Origin of the sequence: Tenggerimyces flavus (genome assembly GCF_016907715.1) — a bacterium.
Lineage (GTDB): Bacteria > Actinomycetota > Actinomycetes > Propionibacteriales > Actinopolymorphaceae > Tenggerimyces > Tenggerimyces flavus.
Map to the genome: position 1 here is coordinate 5,992,198 of NZ_JAFBCM010000001.1, position 21,783 is coordinate 6,013,980.

Consider the following 21,783-nt stretch of genomic DNA (forward strand, 5'->3'; position numbering starts at 1 on the left):
CGTCCCGTGTTGCAAAGGAGTCGCAACTACGGACCGCCTGCAGCTCGACCGGTTCAGGTCGAGGTGTACGCGTTCCGTGGCGTGCCCGGACTCGCGTACCGGCGGGTCGCGGGGCACCTCGGCGCGGGCGAGACGCCCGACCTCGCCGTGGCGCGACTCGTCGGCCTGCACGACGGCGACGCGCTGGTCCACTCGACCAGCTGGCGGCCGATGCCGGACGGGACGATCGTGCTGACGTACGCCGTCGCGCCGGAACCGCGGCCGGCCGAAACGGCAACCCCGCTGGAGGATCTGACCCTCGCGAGCGGCGACGAGCCGAGCCGGCCGACGCCGCCCGAGGTGACGAACGACCAGGTCGCGGCGCACGCGGTCCGGCACCTCGGCTTCCTGCTGGACACCGATCCGTCCGCCCGCGCGGCCCTCGAGCGCGACCCTGCGCTGACCGCGTTGCTCGCCGACCTTCCGCCCGCGCTCGCCGGCAAGCTCGCGACATCGAGTGCGTGACGCGCCCCCTGCGCTCGGTCTACCTTCCATAGCGAGAGGGATCGAGCGCTAGGGAGCTTTAGTGGGGCTGCTCGCGTTGATGGGGTCGGGCGAGACGAGCCCGACGATGGTGCGCATCCATCGCGAGCTGGTCGAGCGGCTCGGCGTGCGGTCGCCGCAGGCCGTGCTGCTGGACGCGCCGTACGCGTTCCAGGAGAACGTGGCGGGCATCTCGGCCAACGCGCAGAGGTACTTCCGCGAGAGCGTCGGCCTCACCGTGTCGGTCGTGTCGGAGCTGTCGGGCTTCCCCGACGCGGGGATCGCGGCGTTGCGTACGGCCGACTGGGTGTTCTCGGGTCCGGGCAGCCCGTCGTACGCGCTGCGCTGCTGGCACGACGGCCCGTACGAACGCGCCCTGCGCGAACGGGTCCGTACCGGCATCGGCGTCACGCTGTTCGCCTCGGCCGCGGCGGCGACCGCCGGTGCGGTGACGTTGCCCGTCTACGAGGTCTACAAGGTCGGGGCGGATCCGCACTGGTTGCCCGGGCTCGACCTGCTCGGTGAGCTCGACCTGCCGGTTGCGTTGATCCCGCACTACGACAACAACGAGGGACGCAACCACGACACGAGGTACTGCTACCTCGGCGAACGGCGACTCGCGGTGCTCGAGAAGGAGCTGCCCGACGATGCCGCGGTCGTCGGGATCGACGAGCACACGGCAGCGCTGATCGACCTCGAGACGTCGGTCGTCGAGGTCCTGGGCAAGGGCGGGTTGACGGTGCGGCGAGCGGGGCGCAGCACCGTCCTTCCGAGCGGAACGACGTTGTCGCTCGACGAGCTGCGGCAGCTGCTTCGCGAGGCGAGGTCGGCGGTCCCGGCTGCGACCGGGCCGGTTTCGTCAACGACGGTTGCGGAGTCGCCGGAGTCGTTCACGTTGATGGAGCTCACGGCGGAGTGCGAAGTCCGCTTCGAGGCCGCGTTGTCCGAGCGCGACGCGTCGGCAATGACGCGGGCGATCCTCGATCTCGAGTCGGCGATCCGCGAGTGGGCGGCCGACACCGAGGAGGACGAGGGTACGAACCAGGCCGCCGACGCGCTCCGAAGCATGATCGTCCGGCTCGGATCCGTTGCGGACAAGGGCATCCGCGATCCGCGTACGGTGTTCGGCCCGATCGTCGAACCGCTCGTCGCGGTGCGCCGCCAGCTCCGCGAGGACTCGTTGTGGGAGTACGCGGACCAGGTGCGGGACGCGTTGGCCGCTGGTGGGATCGAGCTGCGCGACGGCCCCGACGGGACGGAATGGCACCTACAGACGGCTGATCCGCTTCACTGACGCCTCGCGTCCAGATCCGGCCGACGAGGGTGGACACGTTCCCACACCGCGCTCATACTCTCCTGCAAGCATCCAATATACGGATGCTATTTCTTGAATACGGGAGATCGCATGCGGACGATCTACGCACCGTTGACCCTGCTGATGGCCCTCGTCCTTGCTGCCGTCAGCACACCCCTCGCCACCGCACGGACGGAGACCCCCGTGAACGTCGACGCCGCCATCAGGCCGGCCGGCGGTATGAAGGCCGTACAGACCGGCGGCAACACCGTCGGCGACGTGATCCGCGAGACGCGTCCCCGCGCGGACGGCTACCGCCACATCGACACGCCCGCCACGATCGACGTGCTGAAGCGGCTCGGCGTGAACACCTACGTCTATCTGATCTGGAACTCCCCCACCGACTGGGACGACCTCGTCCACGAGTTCGCGCCGGCCGCGGAACGCGCTGGCATCCGCCTCTGGCTCTACCTGGTGCCGCCCTCGGAGTGCCAGGACAGCCCGATCAGGCACGAGAACGGACGCTGCTCTCGCCCGTTCACCAACGACTACGTGCGCTGGGCCAAGGAGATCGCCACGCTCTCCAAGGCCCATCCCAACGTCGTCGCCTGGGCGCTCGACGACTTCTTCAGCCAGCTGCCGCCCGAAGAGGTCCAAGAGATGCAGCGCGTCCAGGACGCGATCAACCCGCGGCTCGGCTTCTACACGACCGTGTACTACCACGACGCGATCAACGGCGCGTTCTACGACCGCTACGAAGGCCTGATCGACGGCATCATCTACCCGTACACCGGCGCCAACAGCAACACCGAGGACGCCTCCCACGTCGGGCCGAACCTCGAAGCGATCCTGGCGCAGACCGAACCGCGAGGCCTCGGCGTCGTGCTGCTCGCGTACACGGGCCGGTTCCTCTCGGCAGTCACGCCACCCACCGACCGGTACATCGCCGACGTCATCGCCGAGACCCAGCCGTACCTCGACTCGGGTCGCGTCCACGGCATCACGCTGTACGGCCTGCCGATCGCGGACGAGCGCCCGCTCACAGCACTCAACCGCGCCCGCTCCGGCACAGGCTGGCTGAGCCTCTCGCCGGCCATCTTCGCCAGGACCGAGCCGGGCGACTTCGCCCAAGCAGAGCAGAGGATTCGTATCGATCCGCGGGCGAAGTCGTACGGCCTGGAGTTCTCCGACCTCGACATCTACTACGACCAGAACAGCACGTCGAAGCAGTACCACCACCGGCAGATCCTGGTCGACGGCGAGGTCGTATGGGAGTCGAACGAGCCCGGGGCTGGCGGCACCTGGCACCGCCACTACGTCGACCTCACCGACGCGCTGCGCGGCAAGCGAAGCGCCACGCTCGCGATCCGGCTGGTCGACAAGACCAGCCTGTCGCTCTGGACCGGGGTGATCGTGGACGACCTTGTCGCCAAGGGGTTCCAGCTCACCAACCCGGGTTTCGAGGAACGCGGCGGCTGGACACTGTCTAAGAACAGCGACTCGGTCCTCCCGGGTCTGTTCCACTTCGCCGACTTCGCGCCGAGCAACGCGCTGGAGGCGGCCAGGGCGGCGTTCGCGGGCAAGCCCCACGAGCAGTCATCGGCAGGACCTGCCGACCACGCCGCCGGCGACGCGATGGAGGGACAGGGTCGGCTTCGGCTCGCCGTGCAACCGTTCACGACGACGCTTGCCGGCGCCAGCGCGACCGCGAGCCAGGTCCTGACCGTCGATCCGGACTCACCTCGGTACGAGATCGACTTCTTCCAGACCTCGCCGCACACCCCGTACCCGGGCTTCGACGGCGCGCATCAGGTGACCGTGCGGATCGACGGGAAGCCGGTGTGGACGCGGGACGCCAACTGGCAGTACCCGTTCTGGGAGAACGGCAACGGGCTGCAGGGACCGATCGACGTGACCGACTTCGTCGCGGGCAAGCAGCGCGTCACGTTGACGTTCGAGCTGCGCGGCCTCGCGCGGAGCCCGGCGGTAGGCCCGAACCGAGCGGTGGACTTCGGCTTCGACCGCCTCCAGACGGTGGGCCTCGCCGGTCGCGACTTCGGCTTCGAGACCGGTCGCGGCTGGCGCCTCACGTCCGAGGGTCCGCTGACCGCGGAGATCCACCGGCCGTCGCGGCGTGCGGAGGCCGGGCGGGTCGTGGTCAAGGCCGGCCAGGTGGTCGGGCGGCCCGGAACCACGGTCGCCGTCCCGGTGACGGTCACGAACGACACCGCGGCGCCGCTCACCGGATCCCTGACCGCCAGCCTGCCGGACGGCTGGTCGACCTCGCCCGCCGAGCAGCCGTTCGGGCCGGTTCCCGCCGGCGGCACGGCACGAGCGACGACCTCCGTCGTCGTCCCGGCGGACGCGGCCCCGGGCAGCTACTGGGTCGTCCTGGACGCGGACTCGTCCGCGGGCACGGTGAAGGCTGCGAGCCGGGTCCAGCTGGTCGGCGACACGATCGTGTTCACGCCGGGCACGGACGCCGAAGGACCGTGGCTCTCCGAGCCGGACGGGTCGCAGCTGGACGGCGAGATCTTCGACGGCCGTGGGCGGTTCGCGGACGCTACGACCTCGTTCACGTACCTGTTCGACCTGCCTCCGGACGTGGCCAGCGGCACGCTCACCCTGCACATAGGCAACCAGTACCTCGTGCGGGTGTCGGCCGACGGCGAGACCTGGCGGGAGATCCTGCGCGAACCGCGGGAGATCCGTGACCTGTCCAACCTCGCCGACCACTCGTTCGACCTCGACGCGGTGCGCGAGCCGGGCAAGCCCTTGTACGTGCGGGTCGAGGACAGCAAGACCGACGACGGCTGGGGCGGCTGGCTGGGCAGGCTGCGGCTCGACCTCCAGTCCTCGTAGCCGCCACCAGGCAGCGGGAATCGGACGTCGCGTTCTCCATCGGTGGGGGCCGAAGCGTTCCGGCGCTAAGGTCCCACCGTGGAGAAGCGCCTCTCGAACGCCCTGCCGCTGATCGCCGCTCTCACGACGGTCGTGATGTGGGCGGCAGCGTTCGTCGGCATCCGCGCCGCGGGGCGCGAGCTGTCCGCCGGGCCGCTGTCGCTCGGCCGGCTGGTCGTCGCGAGCGTGGTGCTCGGCATCTTCGTGGCGCTGCGGCGGGAACGGTTTCCGCAGCGGCGTGACTGGCTGCCGATCGTCGGCCTCGGCGTGCTGTGGTTCGGCGCGTACAACGTGCTGCTGAACGAGGGCGAGCGACACGTCGACGCGGGCACGGCCTCGATGGTCGTCGGCGTAGGGCCGCTGCTGATCGCGATCCTGGCCGGTGTCTTCCTGCGCGAGGGCTTCCCGCGCCCGCTCGTCGCCGGCTTCGCGGTGGCGTTCGTCGGCGCCGTCACGATCGGCATCGCGACGTCGAGCTCGCCGTCGACGAACGCTCTCGGCACGCTGCTCTGCCTGGGCGCCGCGCTCGCGTACGCGGTCGCCGTCGTGCTGCAGAAACCCTTGCTCAGCAGGGTTTCCGCGCTGGAGCTCACCTGGCTGGCCTGCACGATCGGCGCGATCGCGTGCCTGCCGTTCGCGCCGCAGCTGATCTCGGAGCTGCGGGTGGCGTCGGGCTCGACGATCGCGTGGGTGGTGTTCCTCGGCCTCGGTCCGACGGCGCTCGCGTTCACCACCTGGGCGTACGCGCTCGCCCGCACCAGTGCCGGCAAGATGGGCGTGACCACGTACCTCGTCCCGCCGATCACGATCCTGCTCGGTTGGCTGATGCTCTCCGAAGTCCCACCCTGGTTGGCGATCGTCGGAGGCGCGCTCTGCCTAGTCGGCGTCGTGGTCGCCCGCAACTGGAAGCCGAAGGTCAAGTCCCCGGCCGCTGCTTCACCCCAGCCTTGAGCAGCCCGACGACCTCGGCGATCCGCGCGACACGCTTCTCCGGGCTGCGCTTGGTCGCGCCGATGTACGTCAAGTACGCCTTGCGGTAGAACTGCGCGATCGAGTCGAAGAACTCGCCAGCCTTGGGTTCCGCGTCCAGCGCGGCAGCGAAGTCGGGATCGAGTTCGGCGCGCTGCGGTCCCTCCGGGCTGAGCACGACGGTGACCTGCTGGCCGTCGTCGATCCTGCAGCCGCGCCCCCACGCGGGACCGAGCACGAACCGGTAGCCGTCGCCCTCCTTCTCGAGCACGGCGCGCAGCCCCTTGCCGTCCATCGATCCGGTCAGGTGGTGGGTCGCCTTCGTTCCCCACACCTCGTCCGGATCGAACGGCACCTCGACGATGACGCGTCCGTCGCGCCCGACTTCCACCGTGGCCTTGAACGTCTGCGTACTCACTGTCCTGGCTTCCAATCCGGGTCGCGTGCCCAGGGCGTACCGGCGCCTGGGTCGTAGTCGTGCTCCAGCTCCTCCTGCGGCGGGCGTTCCGCCTCGGGGATGTGCTGGAGGTTGATGCGGATGCGGTACCAGATCGAGCTCTGCCCGCGCATACCGTCGACGAGGATGTCCTTGGGCTGCAAGTAGTGCACGACGTCGGGGTGTTTCGCCTTCCAGCGTTCGAGAGCGTCCATCGACTCCGGCTTGGTCTTCGAGCGCGCGATCTCGATCAGCGGCATCGACGACTGGCGCCGGCCCGTTCCGCTCTTCTCCGGCTTCTCGGCAGGCCCGAGGCGTTCGGCGAGGTCGAGCAGCGCGTCGAGCGAGCCGGTCGTGTCCTCCATTCCCTGCCAGGGGTCGCCTCGTTCGGCGAACCTTTGGAGGACAGTGGGCAGCGTGAAGCTCTCCGGCCGGCAGTCGGCGACCTCGTCCCAGTCGAGCGGCGTCGACACGCGCGCGTCGGGCTTCGGGCGGACGGAGTAGGCGGACGCGACCGTGCGGTCCTTCGCGTTCTGGTTGAAGTCGACGAAGACGCCCTCGCGTTCCTCCTTCCACCACTTGGCGGTCGCGATGTCCGGCGCGCGGTTCTCGACCTCGCGAGCGACGGTCTCGGCAGCCTTGCGTACCTCGCGGTACTGCCAGCGCGGGTCGATGCGCGTGTAGATGTGGAAGCCGCGGCTTCCGGAGGTCTTGGGCCAGGCCTTGAGGCCGTGGTCCTCGAGGACCTCCTTGGCCACGAACGCGACGTCGAGGATCTGCTTCCACTCGATGCCAGGATTGGGATCGAGGTCGATGCGGAGCTCGTCGGGCCGGTCCAGATCCTCGGCCTGGACGGGGTGCGGATTGAGGTCGATGCAGCCGAGGTTGATCACGTACGCGAGTCCGGCCGCGTCCCGTACGACCGCCTCCTCCGCGCTCGTCCCGGACCGGTAGCTGAGCGTCGCGGTGTCGAGCCAGTCGGGCCGGTTGGCGGGAACGCGCTTCTGGAAGAAGGCCTCCTCGTCGATGCCCTTGACGAACCGCTTGAGGATCATCGGCCGGCCGTTGATGCCTCTGAGCGCGCCGTCGGCGACCGCAAGGTAGTAGTTGACGAGGTCGAGCTTGGTGTGGCCGCCCTCCGGAAAGATCAGCTTGCCCGGGTTGGAGATCCGGACGGCCTTGCCGTCGACCTCCAGCTCCAGCTGCTCCCTCTTCGCCATGCGCCCAACCTAGCCCGACGTCCGGCGTGCTTCGAGCCCATCCAGGATGAGGTCGAGGCCGTAGCCGAACTCGCTCGCGTAGTCGTAGCCGGGTTGCAGGACGTGGTCGGCGATCATCTCGGCGAGGTACGGGAGCTCGTTTGTGGGGAGCTGCTCCAGGATGTTGCCGGCCACGTCTTCCAGCTCGTCCTCCGTACGCATCGGCAAGGCCGCCTCCTGCAGGACGTAGCCGTCGACGTAGCTGTCGATGAGCGAGATGGCGTGGGCGGCAAGCTCGATGGAGAACCCCGCCTCCCGGAAGACACCGAGCACCGCGTCGTTGCGCCTGAGCGTGGCCATGCCGGGGTTGGGGCGCGAGTCCAGCAGCGCGAGGGCCCAGCTGTGCCGCGCCAGAACGGTCCGCGCCTCCCCGGCGTGTGCCCTGATCGCGTCGCGCCAGTCCCCGGTGTCGGCCTTGGGCAGCGCGATCGCCGCGTACACGGCGTCGACCACGCCGTCGAGGATCGCGTCCTTGTTCGGAACGTGGTGGTAGAGCGACATCGCCTCCACCCCGAGCTCCTGCGCGACCCGGCGCATCGTGATCGCCTCCGCCCCGCCGCGGTCGGCGACCTGGATCGCGGCCTCGAGCACCCTCTCTCTGCTCAGCGGCTTTCGTGTCTCGCGCGTTGACATGCTTACGAGTGTAAGGCAATCTTACAGCTGTAAGGCTCGTTTCGTTTTTGAGAAGGAGATTTCACGATGCCGATGCCATGGTGGTGGGGGCACATCAACAAGCGGGTGTTCAACCCACTGGCGATCTCGGGCGGCAAGTACCCGGTGCTGACCCACGTCGGCCGCAGGTCCGGTACCACGTACCAGACACCCCTCGACGCCTTCCCAGTCGAGGGCGGCTACCTGTTCGTTTTGGTGTACGGGTCGCGCTCGGACTGGGTGCGCAACATCCTGGCCGCTCAGCGTGCCCGGCTGCGGGTCGACGGTCGGGATGTGGAGCTCGCCGCCCCGCGCCTGGTCGGGGAGGAAGAGGCGTTCCGGGCCATGCCTTCGGACGTTGGACGGCCACCGAAGGTGCTGCGCATCACGGAGTTCCTCCGCATGGACCTGGTGCCGGTCACGGAGCCCGCGAGCGAGCAGCCCGCCACCCGGCCGCTTGCTTAGGCGGCCGGTGCGAAGCGGTGGTTGCGGAGTGGTCGTTGTTTGGGGTCGATCCAGTCGGGGGGTAAGAACTCCGGTAACCCATCGAGCGCTATTCGGACTTGCCAGGCGCCTTGATGGATCAACCGGTGATGGTAGCCGCAGAGCAGGACCCCGTTGTCCCGAGTGGTCGGACCGCCCTTACTCCACGGAACCACGTGATGGGCGTGACACCAGCCAGGAGGCCGGTCACACCCGGGGAACGCACACCCACCGTCGCGGAGCTCGAGCAACCGGCGCAGCTTGCCTTGGAACAGTCGCTGCTGGGTGTCGGTCAGCAGTGTGACTCTGCCGGGCTGGTGTTCGGGTTTGACCAGGTAGGTGCGGTCGGCTTCACACATCAGTTGGTCGACGAGTTTGCGGGACAGTTCGATCCCGGTGTGCAGAGTCCGCCCACCCGTGTTCGTGACAGTCACGACCAGCTGGGTGGGATTCCCACCATGGGAAGGAACGAGCTTGTCGGCCAACAACCGACGGCAGGCCTCATCCAAAGCATCCACGTTGCGCTGTTCGGGGAGCCGGGTGTCACGGCCGTCGGGTCCGGGCTGCGGCGCCGCCAGCGGGTCGAGAACCAGCTTGAGGCGTTCCCCGACCACCTTGGGGAGCCGGGCGGTGACCCGCCACGTGCCCGACGTCTCGTCGAAGGACATACGCAGGAACCGGTCCCGTTCGGCGCTGGCTTCTTCCTGCTTGAGCTTCAACTCCAGGACCTGGTCGGCGAGGTCGGGGGCGACGACCATCAGCAGATGGTTCCCGACCTTCCCCAACACCTTCGGGTCGAAGGTCGCGGCACGCTCCAGCAGAGTCGCCTCCACCTCCGAGCGCAGCTCGGGGGTCGAAATGTGGGAGGGCAGCAGCTGCACCACCCGCGAGATCACTCGCGCGTGCGGAACAGAAATCTGACCGTCAGCCAACGCTTGCGCGGTCGCAGGAAGCTCGGCATCGAGATGAGATGCCAGCTTCACCATCGCACCGGCCTCAGCCGAAGGAACACGAAGGACGCCGGCCACCCACTGCGCGGTGTTCGCGGCACCAGCCGACACGGCGAGGTTGCGGGCGTCGGCCTCGCGGATCAGCTCGAGCCGGCGGGCTTCGTGCCGGTGGAGTGCGGCCTGGTTGTCGAGGAGTGCGGTGGTGAGTTGGTCATCGGACATCGACCACGCCGACACACCATCGGCGGTGCCGATGGTGTTCGAGCAGGCGGTCGATTCCATAGCAGAATTCTACCAGCCGGATCAAGTTAATGCTCAACACGGCAAAGGAAATCCCCGACATCATCCGCACCACAAGAAGCGGCGGGCTCCACAAGCAACCGCAACACGGCAGCAGACGGAAAAGGCAAGCAGGCCTGTCCCGGGGAACTGTTCCGGGGGCGGGGGCGGCGCGTGAAAATCTGGTGGCCGGTCCGGGGCGAGTCAAGGGCCGCAACGCGGTCGCGAAGCGACGCCTCTCTCCTCCGCGAAGCGCCCCAGAGAGGCGCCCTTGACGCGCCCCGGACCGGCCACCACAATCGACCGCCGCCACAGCCCGACCAGCTAATCGCCAAGCACAGTTGCGCAAAGCAACAGTAAGAGCAGAAGAACAGCACCGCCCCCAAGAGGCGATGATGAAGAGGATGGGAGTGACGGGGTGAAGGCAGCCGGGGGTGCGAGGCGGCATGCGGGGTGCGTGAAGTGGCAGCCCGGCGCGTGAAAGTGGCGGGCCGACGGGCGAGGTGACAATGGCGAAGACGATGGGAGTAGCGAGCTGGACTTCCGGAGCGTGGGGTGAAGGGATGCTCGCGCGGAGCGCAAAGTGGCGGAGTCCCGCGCACGAGAGTAGCCGGGGATGGGGCCTGCCTGGGTGGTGGCGAATGGCCGCGGGAGTACCCGGAGAGGGAGCGATGGCATCAGGTGGCAGCGGTCGATCGGTACGGAGAGCTGGAACGAGGCTGCGGAATGACGCGGTACGTGAAGCGATGGGGCCGACGGGTGTAGCGGCAGCGGGCACGAGAGATGGCCGCAGGGTGGCGGTGCTCGAGGGGCGAGATGGAGCAAGAGGATCCGGGACTGGCCCGGGAGTAATCACGGTGGGGCGATGATCAAGTGGTGGCGGGAGTGGTGAGACCGAAGCGATGGCCTTGGGAGTGACGGGCTGCCCGGGGGCATCTGCGGGTGCGGGAATGGCGGGTGGACGTGACGGGCGTGGATGATGGTGGACCCGGCCACACCAAGACCCAACGCCGCATCCCTAAGGGCCTCGATGGACCTGGGGCCAGAAACGGTCTAGGCCGAACCCGGCGCCAGGGTTGACCGGGTTGGAGCACCACGCGAAGGTCAAGGCCATGCGGAGACTGCTCGCGCTCCCCCTCGTCCTCGTCGCCACCCTGCTGGGCCCGGCCGTCGCAGCCGATCCACCCACGTCAGGCCGGGTCACTGACGTCGTCAGCCTCGGCGACAGCAGGAGCGAACGAGCCCATGATCTCAAGGCGAATGCGCATGCGAAGGCCACCGAAGGCACTGTCGACGCCGGCCAGTTGACCGAGCCCTACAAGGCGCGAACCGTCAACCAGGACGGAAGATTCACGTTCAACCTAAGAGTCGACAAGCACGCGCCACTCACCCTCCAGCTCCGCGAGATCCGCCCCAACGCCGAGTGGGGCAAGGCGTACGGTTTCCAGGTCAAGCTCGACGGAGTACTCGCCTACGTCCGCGACGAGCGGACCACAGAAACCGGCGGCGGGCCGTACACCTCCGCCTTCATCGACACGAACGACGAAGCCATCACCAAGGACGGCAAGGTCGTCGTCACCATCGAAGGCACCAGCCCGCAAGCAACGCACGTTACCGAGGTCTGGGCGTACAGCAACCTCGAGCGCCTCGTCACCGCCCAGGGCATGCGAACCCCAGACCGGATGATCTTCGTCCTCGGCCAGGACCACCGCGGCGAGGCGGTGTACCGCGAACGACTCGACTACCTGACAGCGAAGTTCGAAGAGACCGACGACGTCAAGCTAGGCATGTCCGTCCTCGACTACTTCCCCAACCGCACCCCCGAGCAGATGGCAGCGAACTACCAACTCTGGTTGAGACTGAGCCGCGAGTACGGCCTCCCGTTCGCCATCGAGTCGACCAGCGACTGGGAGGGCACCCCCGGCCGGATCCCGGACGGCAAGGGCGGCACGTTCGGCGACGTGAAGTACCAGCAGGTCCTCTGGAGCCCGCAGGACCAGACCGGACCCGACAAGGACGTGTGGAACGGTCAGCGCCTCGACGCCCTGCTCGGCGACAGGTACCAACCCAGGTACGGCCTCTCGGTTCCCAACATCTGGGGCAACACCCCCTGGCTGACCTGGCGCAACGAAGACCTCAACACCTACCTCGAGCACAAAGCCAACGACTCCCTCGCCCTCGTCCGCCCCCTCCTCTGGGACCTGCAGAGCCAAGGAGAATCAGACCGGCTGCTGCCGTTCTCCACCACCCTCGAGTCGACCTACTGGTCGAAGCGGGCCGGGGCAGGTGTGGCGGACAACGCCTACACGACCTACAACGACGGCGTCGAGCGGCGCGACCTGTACGCCGACTACAACCCGTCCACCGTCGCGGCCGCCAAGGCCGAGGGCGTCGTGCTCGACCCGACAGACGGGCTGGACGAGGCCGAGAAGCGCTGGATGTTCAAGAACCAGTCGTACCCGCAACAGCTGTTCGCCGACGTCTTCTACCAAGGCCTGCCGCGCGAACGCATCGCGGTGAACGACGACGGCGTGGCGTTCCCGCGCGACTCGCTGCGGCACAACGTGCACTCGGAGGTCTACTCGCGCAAGCAGGAGCCGTACTGGGACGGGGCGCACGCCTCGATCGCGCAGGGCATCGTGCGGCACGGGCGGCCGGGTGCGGAGTACATCTCGCTGGACGACTACACGCCGGGCGGGTTCTCGCACCTGCAGAAGGCGCGCGAGTTCGGCCGCCTCGCGAACCCCAACCTGGAGAACTCGGTGTCAGGGCACGCGCCGGACAAGACGCTGCTGTTGCGGCAGGCGTACGTGAGCGGGTCGCGCTACACGACGATCTACAACTGGCAGGGTGCCGGCTCGCCGGACGAGGTGACGAACTGGGTCAAGCCGTTCATGGCGGACCTACATCCGTACGACGTGGTGGTGGACGGCACGCCAGACGGCGAAGCGTCGAGGCAGGCGTCGGTGGAGTTCACCGCCGGCGAGCTGCGACTGGCCGACAGCATCGACGTTAGAGTACGCCGGACCGGCGCAGCGAAGCCACTTTCCCTCACCCTGCTTGACGATGCAGGCCGCACCATGGCCGTGCGGAGGCTCGGTGCCAACGAGGTGCCAACGAACGGCTGGGCGTCGTTCGGCATACCGGTGCAGACACTGGACCGCGGCACCAAGTACACGATCAGCGTCACCGGCGAGAACTACACCTTCCCCACGGTCGAAGGCCAGCTGATGCACCAGGTCGGGCTGGACATGGCGGCGCAGCGCGACCGCAGCCTGGTCGTGCAGTGGCGACGCGACGCCGCCGACGCGGTGGCGAACGTGTCGGACGACGCCACCTCCCAAGACGGCCTGAGCAAGGCGACCTTGACAGCGGCCCGCGCGGCACTGGCGGCGCATCGCTACGTCGATGCCTACAGGCTGGCAATAAAGGCGGACTCGTTGCGGCTGCCCGTGCTCTACCAGGTCGCGGCCGGCAAGCGCGCATTGACACCCTTCCCGGTGTCGGTGAACGCACCCGGAACGACCGACGTGGACGTGACCGCGTTCGCCGCGGGACGGGAGGTGTCGTTGACCGTCCGACCACGAGCGACAGGCACCGCGGAGATCGGCCTCAGCGGCCTCGGCAAGAACCCGAAGGTCACCGTCGACGGCGAGCAGGTCACCCCCACACAGGTGAACGGCGTCCCCACCGTGCGCTTCCCCGTCACCGCCGGCACCACCAAGGCGGTGCAGGCAAGGCGCTAGTCGAGGTGGAAGACCTCTTCAGCGGGTGCCCACCACTCCCCCTCGGCAGCAGTCTCCACAGGTTGCTGGCAAGGGTCGGTGAACGACCACCAGCGCTGCGTCTCCGGGTCGGCCGCCATCAAAGCCGAGTCGGCCGCCCAGTCGTCGCCGGAGTACTCGAGATAACTGAACAGCACGCCGTCGCGAAGGAAGATCGAGTAGTTGCCGACGTGGATCTGCTTCAGCATCGCCTGCACCGACGGCCACACCGCGGCGTGGAGCTCGCGATACTCGGCTTCCTTCTCCGGCCGGAGCCGGATGACAGACGCGATCCGCTGCATGCCCACCACCCTAGCCCGCGCCCCAAGCGTGGCGCCTAGACCGCGCAGCGCATCGGGCCGCCGTTGTAGACGACCGCGTCCTTCAGCGAGCGGGACAGATCGAGCTCCTCGCCGCGGGCGTCGGCGTACGCGCGGTGCAGGTTGAGCACCAACCGTTCCTGGTCGGGCAGCCCCGCGAACTCCCCCAGCGAGACCGACTGAGCCACCTCCAACGGCGGCTGGCTCAGGTCGACCAGGTCGAGCAGGAACCGGTAGTACCGCGCGTGCTGGTCCAAGACAGCGTGGAACGACGAGGCCTCGAGCACCGGCCCGTGCCCAGGCACGATCCACAAGGCCGGGAACTCGCGCAGCCAGTCCAACGAGCGCAGCGCGCCCGAGACCGAGCCCATGAAGACCAGCGGCGTCACCTGGTGGAACACCAGATCGCCGGTGAACAGCACGCGCTGCTCGGGCAGCCACGCCACCGCATCGCCGCGCGTGTGCGCCGCGTACCCCGGATGCCGCAGCTGCACCTCGACCGAGCCGACGGTCACCCGCAGCGAATCCTCGAACGAGACGGTCGGCGGACGTACGGCCTCTATGTCCCACGCCGGCGTCGGCGACCAGAACGGCGGCGTGTCCGTCAGGATGAAGTCGGCAAGAATCCCTTGCCTGGTTGCCTCTTGGGCGACGATCACGGTCTCGGCGGGCAGCAAAGCGTTGCCGTACACGTGATCGCCATGCAAGTGCGTATTGACAGCCATCCGAATCGGCGCACCGGAAGTAGCCAACAAGACCGCGTCAAGGAACCGTTGCGTGCGACGCCGGGTCGCGCACGTGTCGACCAGCAACGTCTCGCCGCCGGAGTGCACGACGCCCGCGTTGTTGATCCACCACGTGCCGTCCGGCTGGTGCCACGCGTAGACGCCGGGGACGAGCTCGCGCAGCACAGGCTCGTTCGTCATGCGTCGAACTCTGTCATACCGCCAGGCGTTGCCGCCGGTACGCGCCGGGCGGGCAGCCGTGGGCGGCGGCGAACGCGGTGTAGAAGCGGTTGACCGACCCGAAGCCCGCGAGGTGCGCGACCGACGCGACGGGCACGGAAGAGTCGAGCAGCAGCCGCTGTGCCTCGGCCAGCCGGCAGCGCGTCAGGTACGCGTTCACAGTCTCGTCGAGCACCTCGCGGAACAAGCTCATCGCGTAGTGCGGATGCAGATGAACGTGCTCGGCCACGTCCCGCACCGTGATCGGGTCGCGGAACCGCGCCGCGAGGAAGCGCGCCATCGCGGTCACCCGTTCCAGCCGACGACCACCCGGCGGCGAGACGCCGGACTCGCGGACGAGCCGCCGCAGCCCGCCCTGGATCTCCAGAACGGTCGCCGCCTTGAGCTCGGCGTCGTCGCTCGCGAGGTCGGCCGCCCAACGCGTGAACGCCTCGACCGACGGACCGGAACCCAGCAGGACCTGACCGCTGAGCAGCCGCGTGACGACGCCCGACGGAAGACCCCAGCCGAGCACGATCGGCAGCGGCAACGTGGCCCAGTGCATACGGTCGTTCGCCGGTGCCTCGATCAGCTGGTGTGGCATCGCCGCCCAGAACGCCGCGACCCGGCCGGGCGGGATCACGACCTCCGAGCCGCCGAAGAGATACCGCGCCGGCGAGAGCTCGGTGAGGTTGAGCTCGATGTCGTCGTGCTGGTGGGCGGCGCGCATCACACCGGCCTGCCCGCGCCAGCACGCGGGTTGCTCCGAGTACGCCGCCATCGCCATCAGAACCTGAGGATACGAGAAGTGCCGGCGGCCGAACAGGAGGAAACCGTGGCCGGCATTGCCTAGCCTCGAGAGCATGGGACAGCAGCCGTACCACCTCAGCCCCGAGGAGATCGCGTCGTTCGACGAGAACGGCTACCTCATCCTCCGCCAGCGCATTCCGGCGCCGATGCTGCAACGCCTGCGCGCCGCCACCGCCCGATTGATCGCCACGGGCAAGGCGGCCGACGAGCTGCCCGAGGACTACCAGGTCCGGGACGAGGCGATGTTCCGCATCGACTACCTGCACGAGAAGGGCGAGGCGGCGACGCTGGAGCTCCTCGGCAGCCCAGCCGTGCTGGGGATCGCGGAGAGCCTGTCCGGGCCGAACGTCGTTCCCACGTACGAGACTCTGGTGTTCAAGGACGAGGGCGACGGTGCCGCGATCGAGTGGCATCAGGACGCGGTGCACCCGCGGCAGCACCGGATCTACAACATCGACGTCTACCTCGACGCGTCCCGCAAGGGCGCCGGCGCGCTCCGGGTCGTGCCGGGATCACAACGGGGCAGGGTGGACATCTGCGAGCTGCGGGACGGGTACGGATGGATGCCGCCGGAGTCGTTCGAGGTCGAGCTGGAGCCGGGCGACGTGCTGATCCACGACGTGATGATCGTCCACGGGTCGGAGCCGACCGAGGGCAAGGCGCTGCGCCGGACGATCTACTTCGAGTTCCGCGCCGCCGAGCAGATCCTCACCGAAGGACCGTGGGATCGCGCGTGGGTCGACCAGCGGCTGAGCTTCCTGCCGTTGGCGCTCGCCGAGCACGCCCGCGCGAACCCGGACGCGCTCCAGTTCGACTGGCAGGCGACGCCGGAGCTCCGGCCGGACATCGATCCCGACTCCGAGCTGCGCATCCTGCACCTCAAGCACACCGGCGGGAGCTACTGCAGCGCCGGCTCGGTGCCCCTGCCCAAGGCGAAGGACGAGGGGAACGCGACGTCCTCCCCCGCGATGGCCGACGCGACCAGCGACCCGGCGTAGGGCGCCAACGTCAACCCCTGCGGGCCGTACCCGGTCGACACAAACAGGCCGTCGATGCCTGGCGCCTGGCCGAGGAACGGGTCGCCGTCGCGGCTGGCGGGCCGCAGGCCGACGCGCAGCTCGAGCCACTCCGCCTGGTCCAGCGACGGCACCAACGTCCGTCCGTTCGCGATCACCTGCGCGACACCGCCGGCGGTCGCCCGGGTGTCGAAGCCGGAGTGCTCCTCGCGCGTCGCGCCGACGACGACCCGGTCGCCGGGGAACGCGAGCAGGTAGTGGCCGCGGAACCCGTTCACGACCGGCAGTTCGGAGGCGCCGGGCAGCCGTACGTGCAGGATCTGGCCGCGCTGCGGATAGACCGGCAACGCGAAGCCGAGCTCCTCGGCCAGCTCCGGCGACCACGCGCCGCCGGCAAGAACCGCGGTGTCGCACTCGATCCGGCCCGCCTTCGTCTGCACGGCTCGGACCTGGCCGCCGTCGACGACGATCGATCCGCGCCCGTCCACCGTCGTCGCGCCGGCCCGGGTCGCGAGCGTCATCAGGTGCTCGCGGATGATCCGCCCGTCGACGCGCGCGACCTCCGGCGACCAGACGGCGCCGAGAATGTCCAACGAGAGCAGCGGAAACCGCTTCGCGAGCTCGACCCGGTCGAGCGCGACCGGCTGCCCCGCACCGCGCGTGCCGTGCTCCGCGACGAGCGTCGTCGCGCGGGCCACGACCTCGTCGACCTGCGCGAGTTCGGCCTCGTCCATCGCGACGATCAGGCCACCGGTCACGCCGTACGAGTGGTCGGTGAGGCCCTCGGCCTCGAACCGCTGGATCAGGTCGAGGTAGTGCACGCACGACGCGAACGAGTACGCGTCCCGCTCCGCACTCAACGGCGACACCGCGACCGGCGAGACGATCCCGGCACCCGCGGACGTCGCCCGCCCCGGCACCCCGTCGTCGACGACGACCACGTCGATTCCCTTGCGGGCCAGCTCGTACGCGGCGCTCGCGCCAGCGATCCCGGCACCGACCACAACGACTCGGGTCACAGGCTTCCCTCCGTCAAGGTCCCTGTCTCGACCCTAGCCGAGAGTACGCATCGGCGACCGCGTCGAACGCCTCCTTGCGCTCCCATTCCCCGTGCTCGTTGAACTTCACGACGCCGAAACCGGCCAGGTCCAGGTCTTGCCGCGGCTCGGATCGGTGCGGGAAGTCCGGCATCGCGAACGTGAACACGAAACAGCCGTCCAGCCCGTGCCGCTCGTACAGCGCGATCAGCTCGGTCAGGTAGCGCGCCTGCGTCGCCTCGTCGCGCACGTGCCCCTCCCGCACGCGAGGCGGATCGGCCAGCCAGTCGACGGCGCGGAACGACGCCGCACCGCGCTGGTCCGCGCCGACGAACGCGCCGCAGCCGAACTCGGTGACGACGACCGGCTCGCCCGTCTGCCGCAGCGACCGCAGCCGGTCCTCGTAGCCGGCCGCGTTCGCCCGTGATCGGTACAGGTTCACGCCGACGATGTCGAAGCCGGACCAGTCGACGTTCTCCCAACCGGCCGCGGCGTACGTGATCTGGCCGTGGAACTCGCGGCGGGCGGTCACGAGCAGCTCGGCCAGCAGGACGTTCAGCTTGCGGGTGATCCGCCGGTCGAACAACCGCCGCAACCGCGGCCGAACGATCACCTGCAGCCGGACGAACTCGTTCGGGCCGGGGATCATGCCGGCCGACGTGAACGACAGCTCGCTGCCGACCAGCAGCGTCACCCGCCCAGGGAACTCGAGCCGCAGCACCTCGGTCTGGCGAGCGAGCGACATCAGGTGGGCGAGCCGGTCGTCACGCGACCAGTCGACCAGCTGCGGCCGCACCCAGACGTCGAGCCCCGCCTCCAGCGCAGCCCGCACCGCGCGCAAGTGACCGACGATCTCCGTACCGAGCACCATCACCGTCGTGCAGTGCAGCTCGTCAGAGATCACCCGAAGGTCGCGGTGCACCACCTCGATCGGCACACCTTCGACGGTGTAGGAGATCCCTTTGACCCGCATACCCCCACGTTAGAGGGGCATACGGGTCGCGGGTCATCCGTCAAAGGTCCCTGGTGCACCGACCAAAGTCGCTCACGGGCGCAGGAGCACCGTCCGGGAGGCACCCGTGGGGATCGACACGGTTACCCGACCGTCCGCGACCGGAGCGTCGACCAGGTGTTGCTCCAGCAACGTGCCGACCTGAGCCGACGCGGCAGGCAACGACTCCAGCGACACCACGGCCTCCACCGGCGCCGGCGCGAGCGAACGCAGCCGGACAGCCACGCCGGCCGAGCCGTCGAGCGGCTGGCCCAGGCTCGTCACGATCACGTCCGGATGGTCGACCGTCAGCAGGCTGCCTGTGTTCCCGTTCGTGCTCGACCCGTCGCCCGTCGCCACCACGGCCACCAGCGGGTCGGTGAGACCGGCCGCGGTCGCGGCGCCGAGCTGATGTGCGGGAACGTCCGGCGAGCCGGCGATCGCGTACCGGTACGTCATGTGCCCCTGCTGCTGGGACGGGAAGTTCGTGTCCCAGATGTTGTTCAGCGCCCACGAGTAGATCGTCGCCGGCTCCTCCTGCTCGTGCCCGATCGTCGACGGGAACGGCTGGTACGGAAGGTGAATCGTCCCGAACTGCACGAGCGGCGCCTCCAACGTCGCCCACACGGTCGAGTAGCCGGAGTCGGGCTCGGAGAAGCCCACCCAGTGCCGGATCCCGCGCATGTGCTGCGGCGCGCCGGGCAGATGCGGCACCCCCGCACCGTCCACCGAACCGGTCAGCTCGAACGCCGTCGGCTCGTCCGAAGCGGCGATCGGGAACGCGAAGAACACGCTCTCCTTCGTCGAGCTCGGCTGCTTCGACAGCTGGTTGGTGATGTCGACCCGCGGCACCCCGGCGTACAGCTCGATCGTGGTCCGGATCCAGTCCACTCCCGGCGCATGCACCTCGACCTCGAGCAGCTCGCTCAGCGCATTCGACTCCGCACGCAGCACGACCGCGTTGCGGGCGACGTTTCGCGAAGTGAGCAAGGACAAATCCGTCGCGGTGGTCCGGCTCGACAGGTGGTTGACGTGCGGTGCCGTGCCGTACGTGTCATAGACGTACTCGTTCACGCCGGTCAACGCGTCGGTGTTGACGAGCTCGCGACCCGTCCTGCGGTCGATGATCGACGAGACCATCGCCTGCTCGGTGTCGTAGGTGACCTCGTAGAACTCGTTCGACACCTTGAGCGCGGTGTCGCGCGCTTCGCCGACGACCGGCTGGATCCCGGCGACGAGGTCGAACCGCACCCAGCCCATGGCCGGAACGTCGTGCGCGACGAACTCGACGAGGTGCCCGCGCGGCGAGGCGCGTCGCCCCTCCTGCGAGGTCACGCGCGTCGCGACCTGCTCCTTTTTCCTGCTGTCCACCGCGCCGAACGCGCCCTCACCAGGCAGGACGCTCTCCGGCAGGAACGCCTTGACCAGGTCCGTCCGCGGCCGTCCGGTCGTGTTGTAGACGTACACCGAGGCGAGCACGTCGCTCGACGGCTGCAGCGTGGCGCCGAGCCTGCGGACACCGCCGTGCAGCAGGTCCTGCGAGTCGTCGTACGCCTGGTGCGCGAACTCCGACTTCCGCGACCACTGCAGCGCGCCGGAGTCGAAGCCGTGCTCGTGGTCGTGCCACGGGTTCGCCGCGCCCCAGGTGTGCTCGTCGAACAGCCCGACCCGGTCGTAGATCTCGTCGACCGTCTCGCGGACGTCGAGCGGTGCGCCAGAGGCCAGATCCGCAAGCAGGTTGACGGTTTCGGCCGTCCGGACGAGGCTCTGCGAGCGCCGGTTGTAGCCGAGCGGGCGGGCGCCGGAGCCGATGCCGTCGGCCCACCAGTCGCCCCAGTCGCCGGCGTACTCCGGCAGCACGTCGCCGAGCTTCTCCTCGGCCTCGGTGAAGAAGCCGTTGTTCGTCGACGTCACGAGCCGTGGGTAGGCCCATTCGGCGTTCCACTGCCGCGCGATGTCGGACGGCTTGATGTTCGGGCACGCGTTGTCGGAGTGGTCGCCCTGGACGCGCAGGTGCAGGATGTCGTGCGCGTACGGCTTCTTCGTGATCTCCGTACCCGGCGGGAGCGGCGAGAGGCCGAAGACGCCTTCGCTGTAAGGGAACGGCTTGTTCGCGAGCGCCGACAGGTACATCGGCAGCAGCTCGACGGCCTGGTCGTACGCGTCGGACAGCCCGAGCAGGTTGCCCTCCATGTACGCCATGCCGTGCGCGCTGTCGGTGAACCAGGTGAGCAGCCGCGAGCCGGCCGGCGTCTTCCACCAGAACGGGCGGGACAGCTCCTGCCCGCCGACGAGGTACGGCACCGAACGGCCGGCCCAGTTGTGCGCGGCGGAGACGTACTTGACGCCCGCCTCGTACAACGCGTCGGCCCAACCGACGGTCGCACCGGGGACGTCGGTGTGCATCGCGGTGGTGATCGGGATGCCGTACTTCTCGCGGAGCTCGATCGCCGTACGCAGCAGCCGGACCGTCTCCTCCTGACTGGCCACCTCGGTGTGCAGGTTGAACGGCATCGCGGCGACCTCGATGACGTCCTGCTGCGCGAGCCGCACGAACTCCGCGACCGCCGCCTCGGAGCGGTTCTCCAACCAGTCGGGCACGGGGAAGTTCGACTCGATCGCCCACCGGAAGCGGGTCGACTCCTCCGTACCGTCGCCCTGGCGGCCGAGCTCGACCGCGGCGTCGAGGTACTCCAGGTGGTTGCGGAGCACGATGCCCTGCGTGTCGGTGTAGCCGATGTCGAGGTGCGAGTGGTGCACGAGGTGCACGGTGAACTTGCGCTGCGGGATGAGCTCGACCTCGGCGGTGTGCTCCTGGCCGTTGACGGTGGCTTCGACGCGCCAGCGCGTGGGTGCGGTGACCTCGGGAACGAGGACGTCGACGACGCCCTCCTCGTTCGGCTGGCCGACGGTCGGGCGTTCGCCGTTCGGGCCGGCGAGCGCGAGGCGTTCCGCCCCGGTGGGCGGCGTGACCCGCAGCCGGACGACCTGCTCCAAGCCGGCGTCGCCCTGGCGGAACAACGGCAGCGTGCCGGCCGCGACCGTCGTGCCGTCGGTGTCGACCGCCTGCTGCAGGCTCACGGCGGCGAGGGCGTCCCTGATCGTCCCGCCGCCGGGTGCGTGACCGCTCCGGTTGAGCAACCTGGTCGTCATGTCA

At 69.0% G+C, this 21,783-nt stretch carries 17 protein-coding genes; 7 read left to right on the plus strand and 10 right to left on the minus strand.

The annotated features are described in order from the left end of the window. The first annotated feature begins 6 nt into the window (after positions 1-6). The 4 genes from JOD67_RS28220 to JOD67_RS28235 all read left to right on the plus strand — a co-directional run bounded on the left by JOD67_RS28220 (position 7) and on the right by JOD67_RS28235 (position 5,668). Positions 7-504, plus strand: coding sequence for a hypothetical protein (locus JOD67_RS28220; RefSeq protein WP_205120735.1), 498 nt, complete (start codon positions 7-9; stop codon positions 502-504). Between the two features lie 61 nt (positions 505-565). Continuing rightward, positions 566-1,816, plus strand: a complete 1,251-nt coding sequence (locus JOD67_RS28225) for a Type 1 glutamine amidotransferase-like domain-containing protein (protein WP_205120736.1) — start codon at positions 566-568, stop codon at positions 1,814-1,816. 111 nt (positions 1,817-1,927) lie between these two features. After that, complete coding sequence (locus JOD67_RS28230) at positions 1,928-4,678, plus strand: NEW3 domain-containing protein (RefSeq protein ID WP_205120737.1); 2,751 nt, start codon at positions 1,928-1,930, stop codon at positions 4,676-4,678. Positions 4,679-4,756: 78 nt separating this feature from the next. Continuing rightward, positions 4,757-5,668 carry a DMT family transporter gene (locus JOD67_RS28235; RefSeq protein ID WP_307782578.1) on the plus strand — a complete coding sequence of 304 codons (912 nt, stop codon included), beginning with the start codon at positions 4,757-4,759 and terminating at the stop codon, positions 5,666-5,668. On the opposite strand, the gene JOD67_RS28240 is transcribed toward JOD67_RS28235, so the two are convergent. Genes JOD67_RS28240 through JOD67_RS28250 form a run of 3 tightly spaced genes read right to left on the minus strand, consistent with a single transcriptional unit; the run spans position 5,634 to position 8,014 of the window. After that, complete coding sequence (locus JOD67_RS28240) at positions 5,634-6,104, minus strand: YdeI/OmpD-associated family protein (protein WP_307782579.1); 471 nt, start codon at positions 6,102-6,104, stop codon at positions 5,634-5,636. The two genes, JOD67_RS28235 and JOD67_RS28240, sit on opposite strands and share 35 nt — an antisense overlap. Further along, entirely contained in the window at positions 6,101-7,342 is a 1,242-nt protein-coding gene (gene ligD, locus JOD67_RS28245) for a non-homologous end-joining DNA ligase (RefSeq protein ID WP_205120738.1), read from the minus strand. Before ligD ends, JOD67_RS28240 begins: the two co-directional genes overlap by 4 nt. Before the next feature lie 9 nt (positions 7,343-7,351). Further along, complete coding sequence (locus tag JOD67_RS28250) at positions 7,352-8,014, minus strand: TetR/AcrR family transcriptional regulator (protein ID WP_205120739.1); 663 nt, start codon at positions 8,012-8,014, stop codon at positions 7,352-7,354. Between the two features lie 66 nt (positions 8,015-8,080). On the opposite strand from JOD67_RS28250, the gene JOD67_RS28255 reads away from it, so the two are divergent. Beyond that, positions 8,081-8,497: a nitroreductase family deazaflavin-dependent oxidoreductase gene (locus JOD67_RS28255; protein WP_205120740.1), complete on the plus strand. Its 417-nt coding sequence runs from the start codon at positions 8,081-8,083 to the stop codon at positions 8,495-8,497. On the opposite strand, the gene JOD67_RS28260 is transcribed toward JOD67_RS28255, so the two are convergent. Next, positions 8,494-9,747 carry an HNH endonuclease signature motif containing protein gene (locus JOD67_RS28260; protein ID WP_205120741.1) on the minus strand — a complete coding sequence of 418 codons (1,254 nt, stop codon included), beginning with the start codon at positions 9,745-9,747 and terminating at the stop codon, positions 8,494-8,496. The two genes, JOD67_RS28255 and JOD67_RS28260, sit on opposite strands and share 4 nt — an antisense overlap. A 1,109-nt stretch (positions 9,748-10,856) precedes the next feature. On the opposite strand from JOD67_RS28260, the gene JOD67_RS28265 reads away from it, so the two are divergent. Next, positions 10,857-13,490 carry a hypothetical protein gene (locus JOD67_RS28265; protein ID WP_205120742.1) on the plus strand — a complete coding sequence of 878 codons (2,634 nt, stop codon included), beginning with the start codon at positions 10,857-10,859 and terminating at the stop codon, positions 13,488-13,490. On the opposite strand, the gene JOD67_RS28270 is transcribed toward JOD67_RS28265, so the two are convergent. From JOD67_RS28270 to JOD67_RS28280, 3 genes are read right to left on the minus strand one after another with little or no spacing between them, the layout of a single operon-like run. Beyond that, positions 13,487-13,810 carry an L-rhamnose mutarotase gene (locus JOD67_RS28270; RefSeq protein WP_205120743.1) on the minus strand — a complete coding sequence of 108 codons (324 nt, stop codon included), beginning with the start codon at positions 13,808-13,810 and terminating at the stop codon, positions 13,487-13,489. The two genes, JOD67_RS28265 and JOD67_RS28270, sit on opposite strands and share 4 nt — an antisense overlap. 35 nt (positions 13,811-13,845) lie before the next feature. After that, entirely contained in the window at positions 13,846-14,754 is a 909-nt protein-coding gene (locus tag JOD67_RS28275) for an MBL fold metallo-hydrolase (protein WP_205120744.1), read from the minus strand. Between the two features lie 13 nt (positions 14,755-14,767). Next, positions 14,768-15,553, minus strand: a complete 786-nt coding sequence (locus tag JOD67_RS28280) for a helix-turn-helix domain-containing protein (protein ID WP_205120745.1) — start codon at positions 15,551-15,553, stop codon at positions 14,768-14,770. Positions 15,554-15,635: 82 nt separating this feature from the next. Between JOD67_RS28280 and JOD67_RS28285 the strand changes: the two genes are divergently transcribed. Further along, positions 15,636-16,580, plus strand: coding sequence for a phytanoyl-CoA dioxygenase family protein (locus JOD67_RS28285; protein ID WP_205120746.1), 945 nt, complete (start codon positions 15,636-15,638; stop codon positions 16,578-16,580). Here the strand turns inward: JOD67_RS28285 and JOD67_RS28290 are convergent. The 3 genes from JOD67_RS28290 to JOD67_RS28300 all read right to left on the minus strand — a co-directional run bounded on the left by JOD67_RS28290 (position 16,481) and on the right by JOD67_RS28300 (position 21,779). Beyond that, the gene (locus tag JOD67_RS28290) at positions 16,481-17,617 is read right to left on the minus strand and encodes an NAD(P)/FAD-dependent oxidoreductase (protein ID WP_205120747.1); all 1,137 of its coding nucleotides are present in this window, start codon (positions 17,615-17,617) and stop codon (positions 16,481-16,483) included. The two genes, JOD67_RS28285 and JOD67_RS28290, sit on opposite strands and share 100 nt — an antisense overlap. Before the next feature lie 13 nt (positions 17,618-17,630). Beyond that, entirely contained in the window at positions 17,631-18,608 is a 978-nt protein-coding gene (locus JOD67_RS28295; protein ID WP_205120748.1) for a glycoside hydrolase family 113 protein, read from the minus strand. A gap of 72 nt (positions 18,609-18,680) precedes the next feature. Further along, the gene (locus JOD67_RS28300) at positions 18,681-21,779 is read right to left on the minus strand and encodes a glycoside hydrolase family 38 N-terminal domain-containing protein (protein WP_205120749.1); all 3,099 of its coding nucleotides are present in this window, start codon (positions 21,777-21,779) and stop codon (positions 18,681-18,683) included. Between the last annotated feature and the right edge of the window lie 4 nt (positions 21,780-21,783).

Coding starts and splice junctions, on each gene's coding strand:
- JOD67_RS28230 (WP_205120737.1), top strand. CDS start 1,928: ATGCGGACGATCTACGCACCGTTGACCCTGCTGATGGCCCTCGTCCTT.
- ligD (WP_205120738.1), bottom strand. CDS start 7,342: ATGGCGAAGAGGGAGCAGCTGGAGCTGGAGGTCGACGGCAAGGCCGTC.
- JOD67_RS28250 (WP_205120739.1), bottom strand. CDS start 8,014: ATGTCAACGCGCGAGACACGAAAGCCGCTGAGCAGAGAGAGGGTGCTC.
- JOD67_RS28255 (WP_205120740.1), top strand. CDS start 8,081: ATGCCGATGCCATGGTGGTGGGGGCACATCAACAAGCGGGTGTTCAAC.
- JOD67_RS28260 (WP_205120741.1), bottom strand. CDS start 9,747: ATGGAATCGACCGCCTGCTCGAACACCATCGGCACCGCCGATGGTGTG.
- JOD67_RS28265 (WP_205120742.1), top strand. CDS start 10,857: ATGCGGAGACTGCTCGCGCTCCCCCTCGTCCTCGTCGCCACCCTGCTG.
- JOD67_RS28270 (WP_205120743.1), bottom strand. CDS start 13,810: ATGCAGCGGATCGCGTCTGTCATCCGGCTCCGGCCGGAGAAGGAAGCC.
- JOD67_RS28275 (WP_205120744.1), bottom strand. CDS start 14,754: ATGACGAACGAGCCTGTGCTGCGCGAGCTCGTCCCCGGCGTCTACGCG.
- JOD67_RS28280 (WP_205120745.1), bottom strand. CDS start 15,553: ATGGCGGCGTACTCGGAGCAACCCGCGTGCTGGCGCGGGCAGGCCGGT.
- JOD67_RS28285 (WP_205120746.1), top strand. CDS start 15,636: ATGGGACAGCAGCCGTACCACCTCAGCCCCGAGGAGATCGCGTCGTTC.
- JOD67_RS28295 (WP_205120748.1), bottom strand. CDS start 18,608: ATGCGGGTCAAAGGGATCTCCTACACCGTCGAAGGTGTGCCGATCGAG.
- JOD67_RS28300 (WP_205120749.1), bottom strand. CDS start 21,779: ATGACGACCAGGTTGCTCAACCGGAGCGGTCACGCACCCGGCGGCGGG.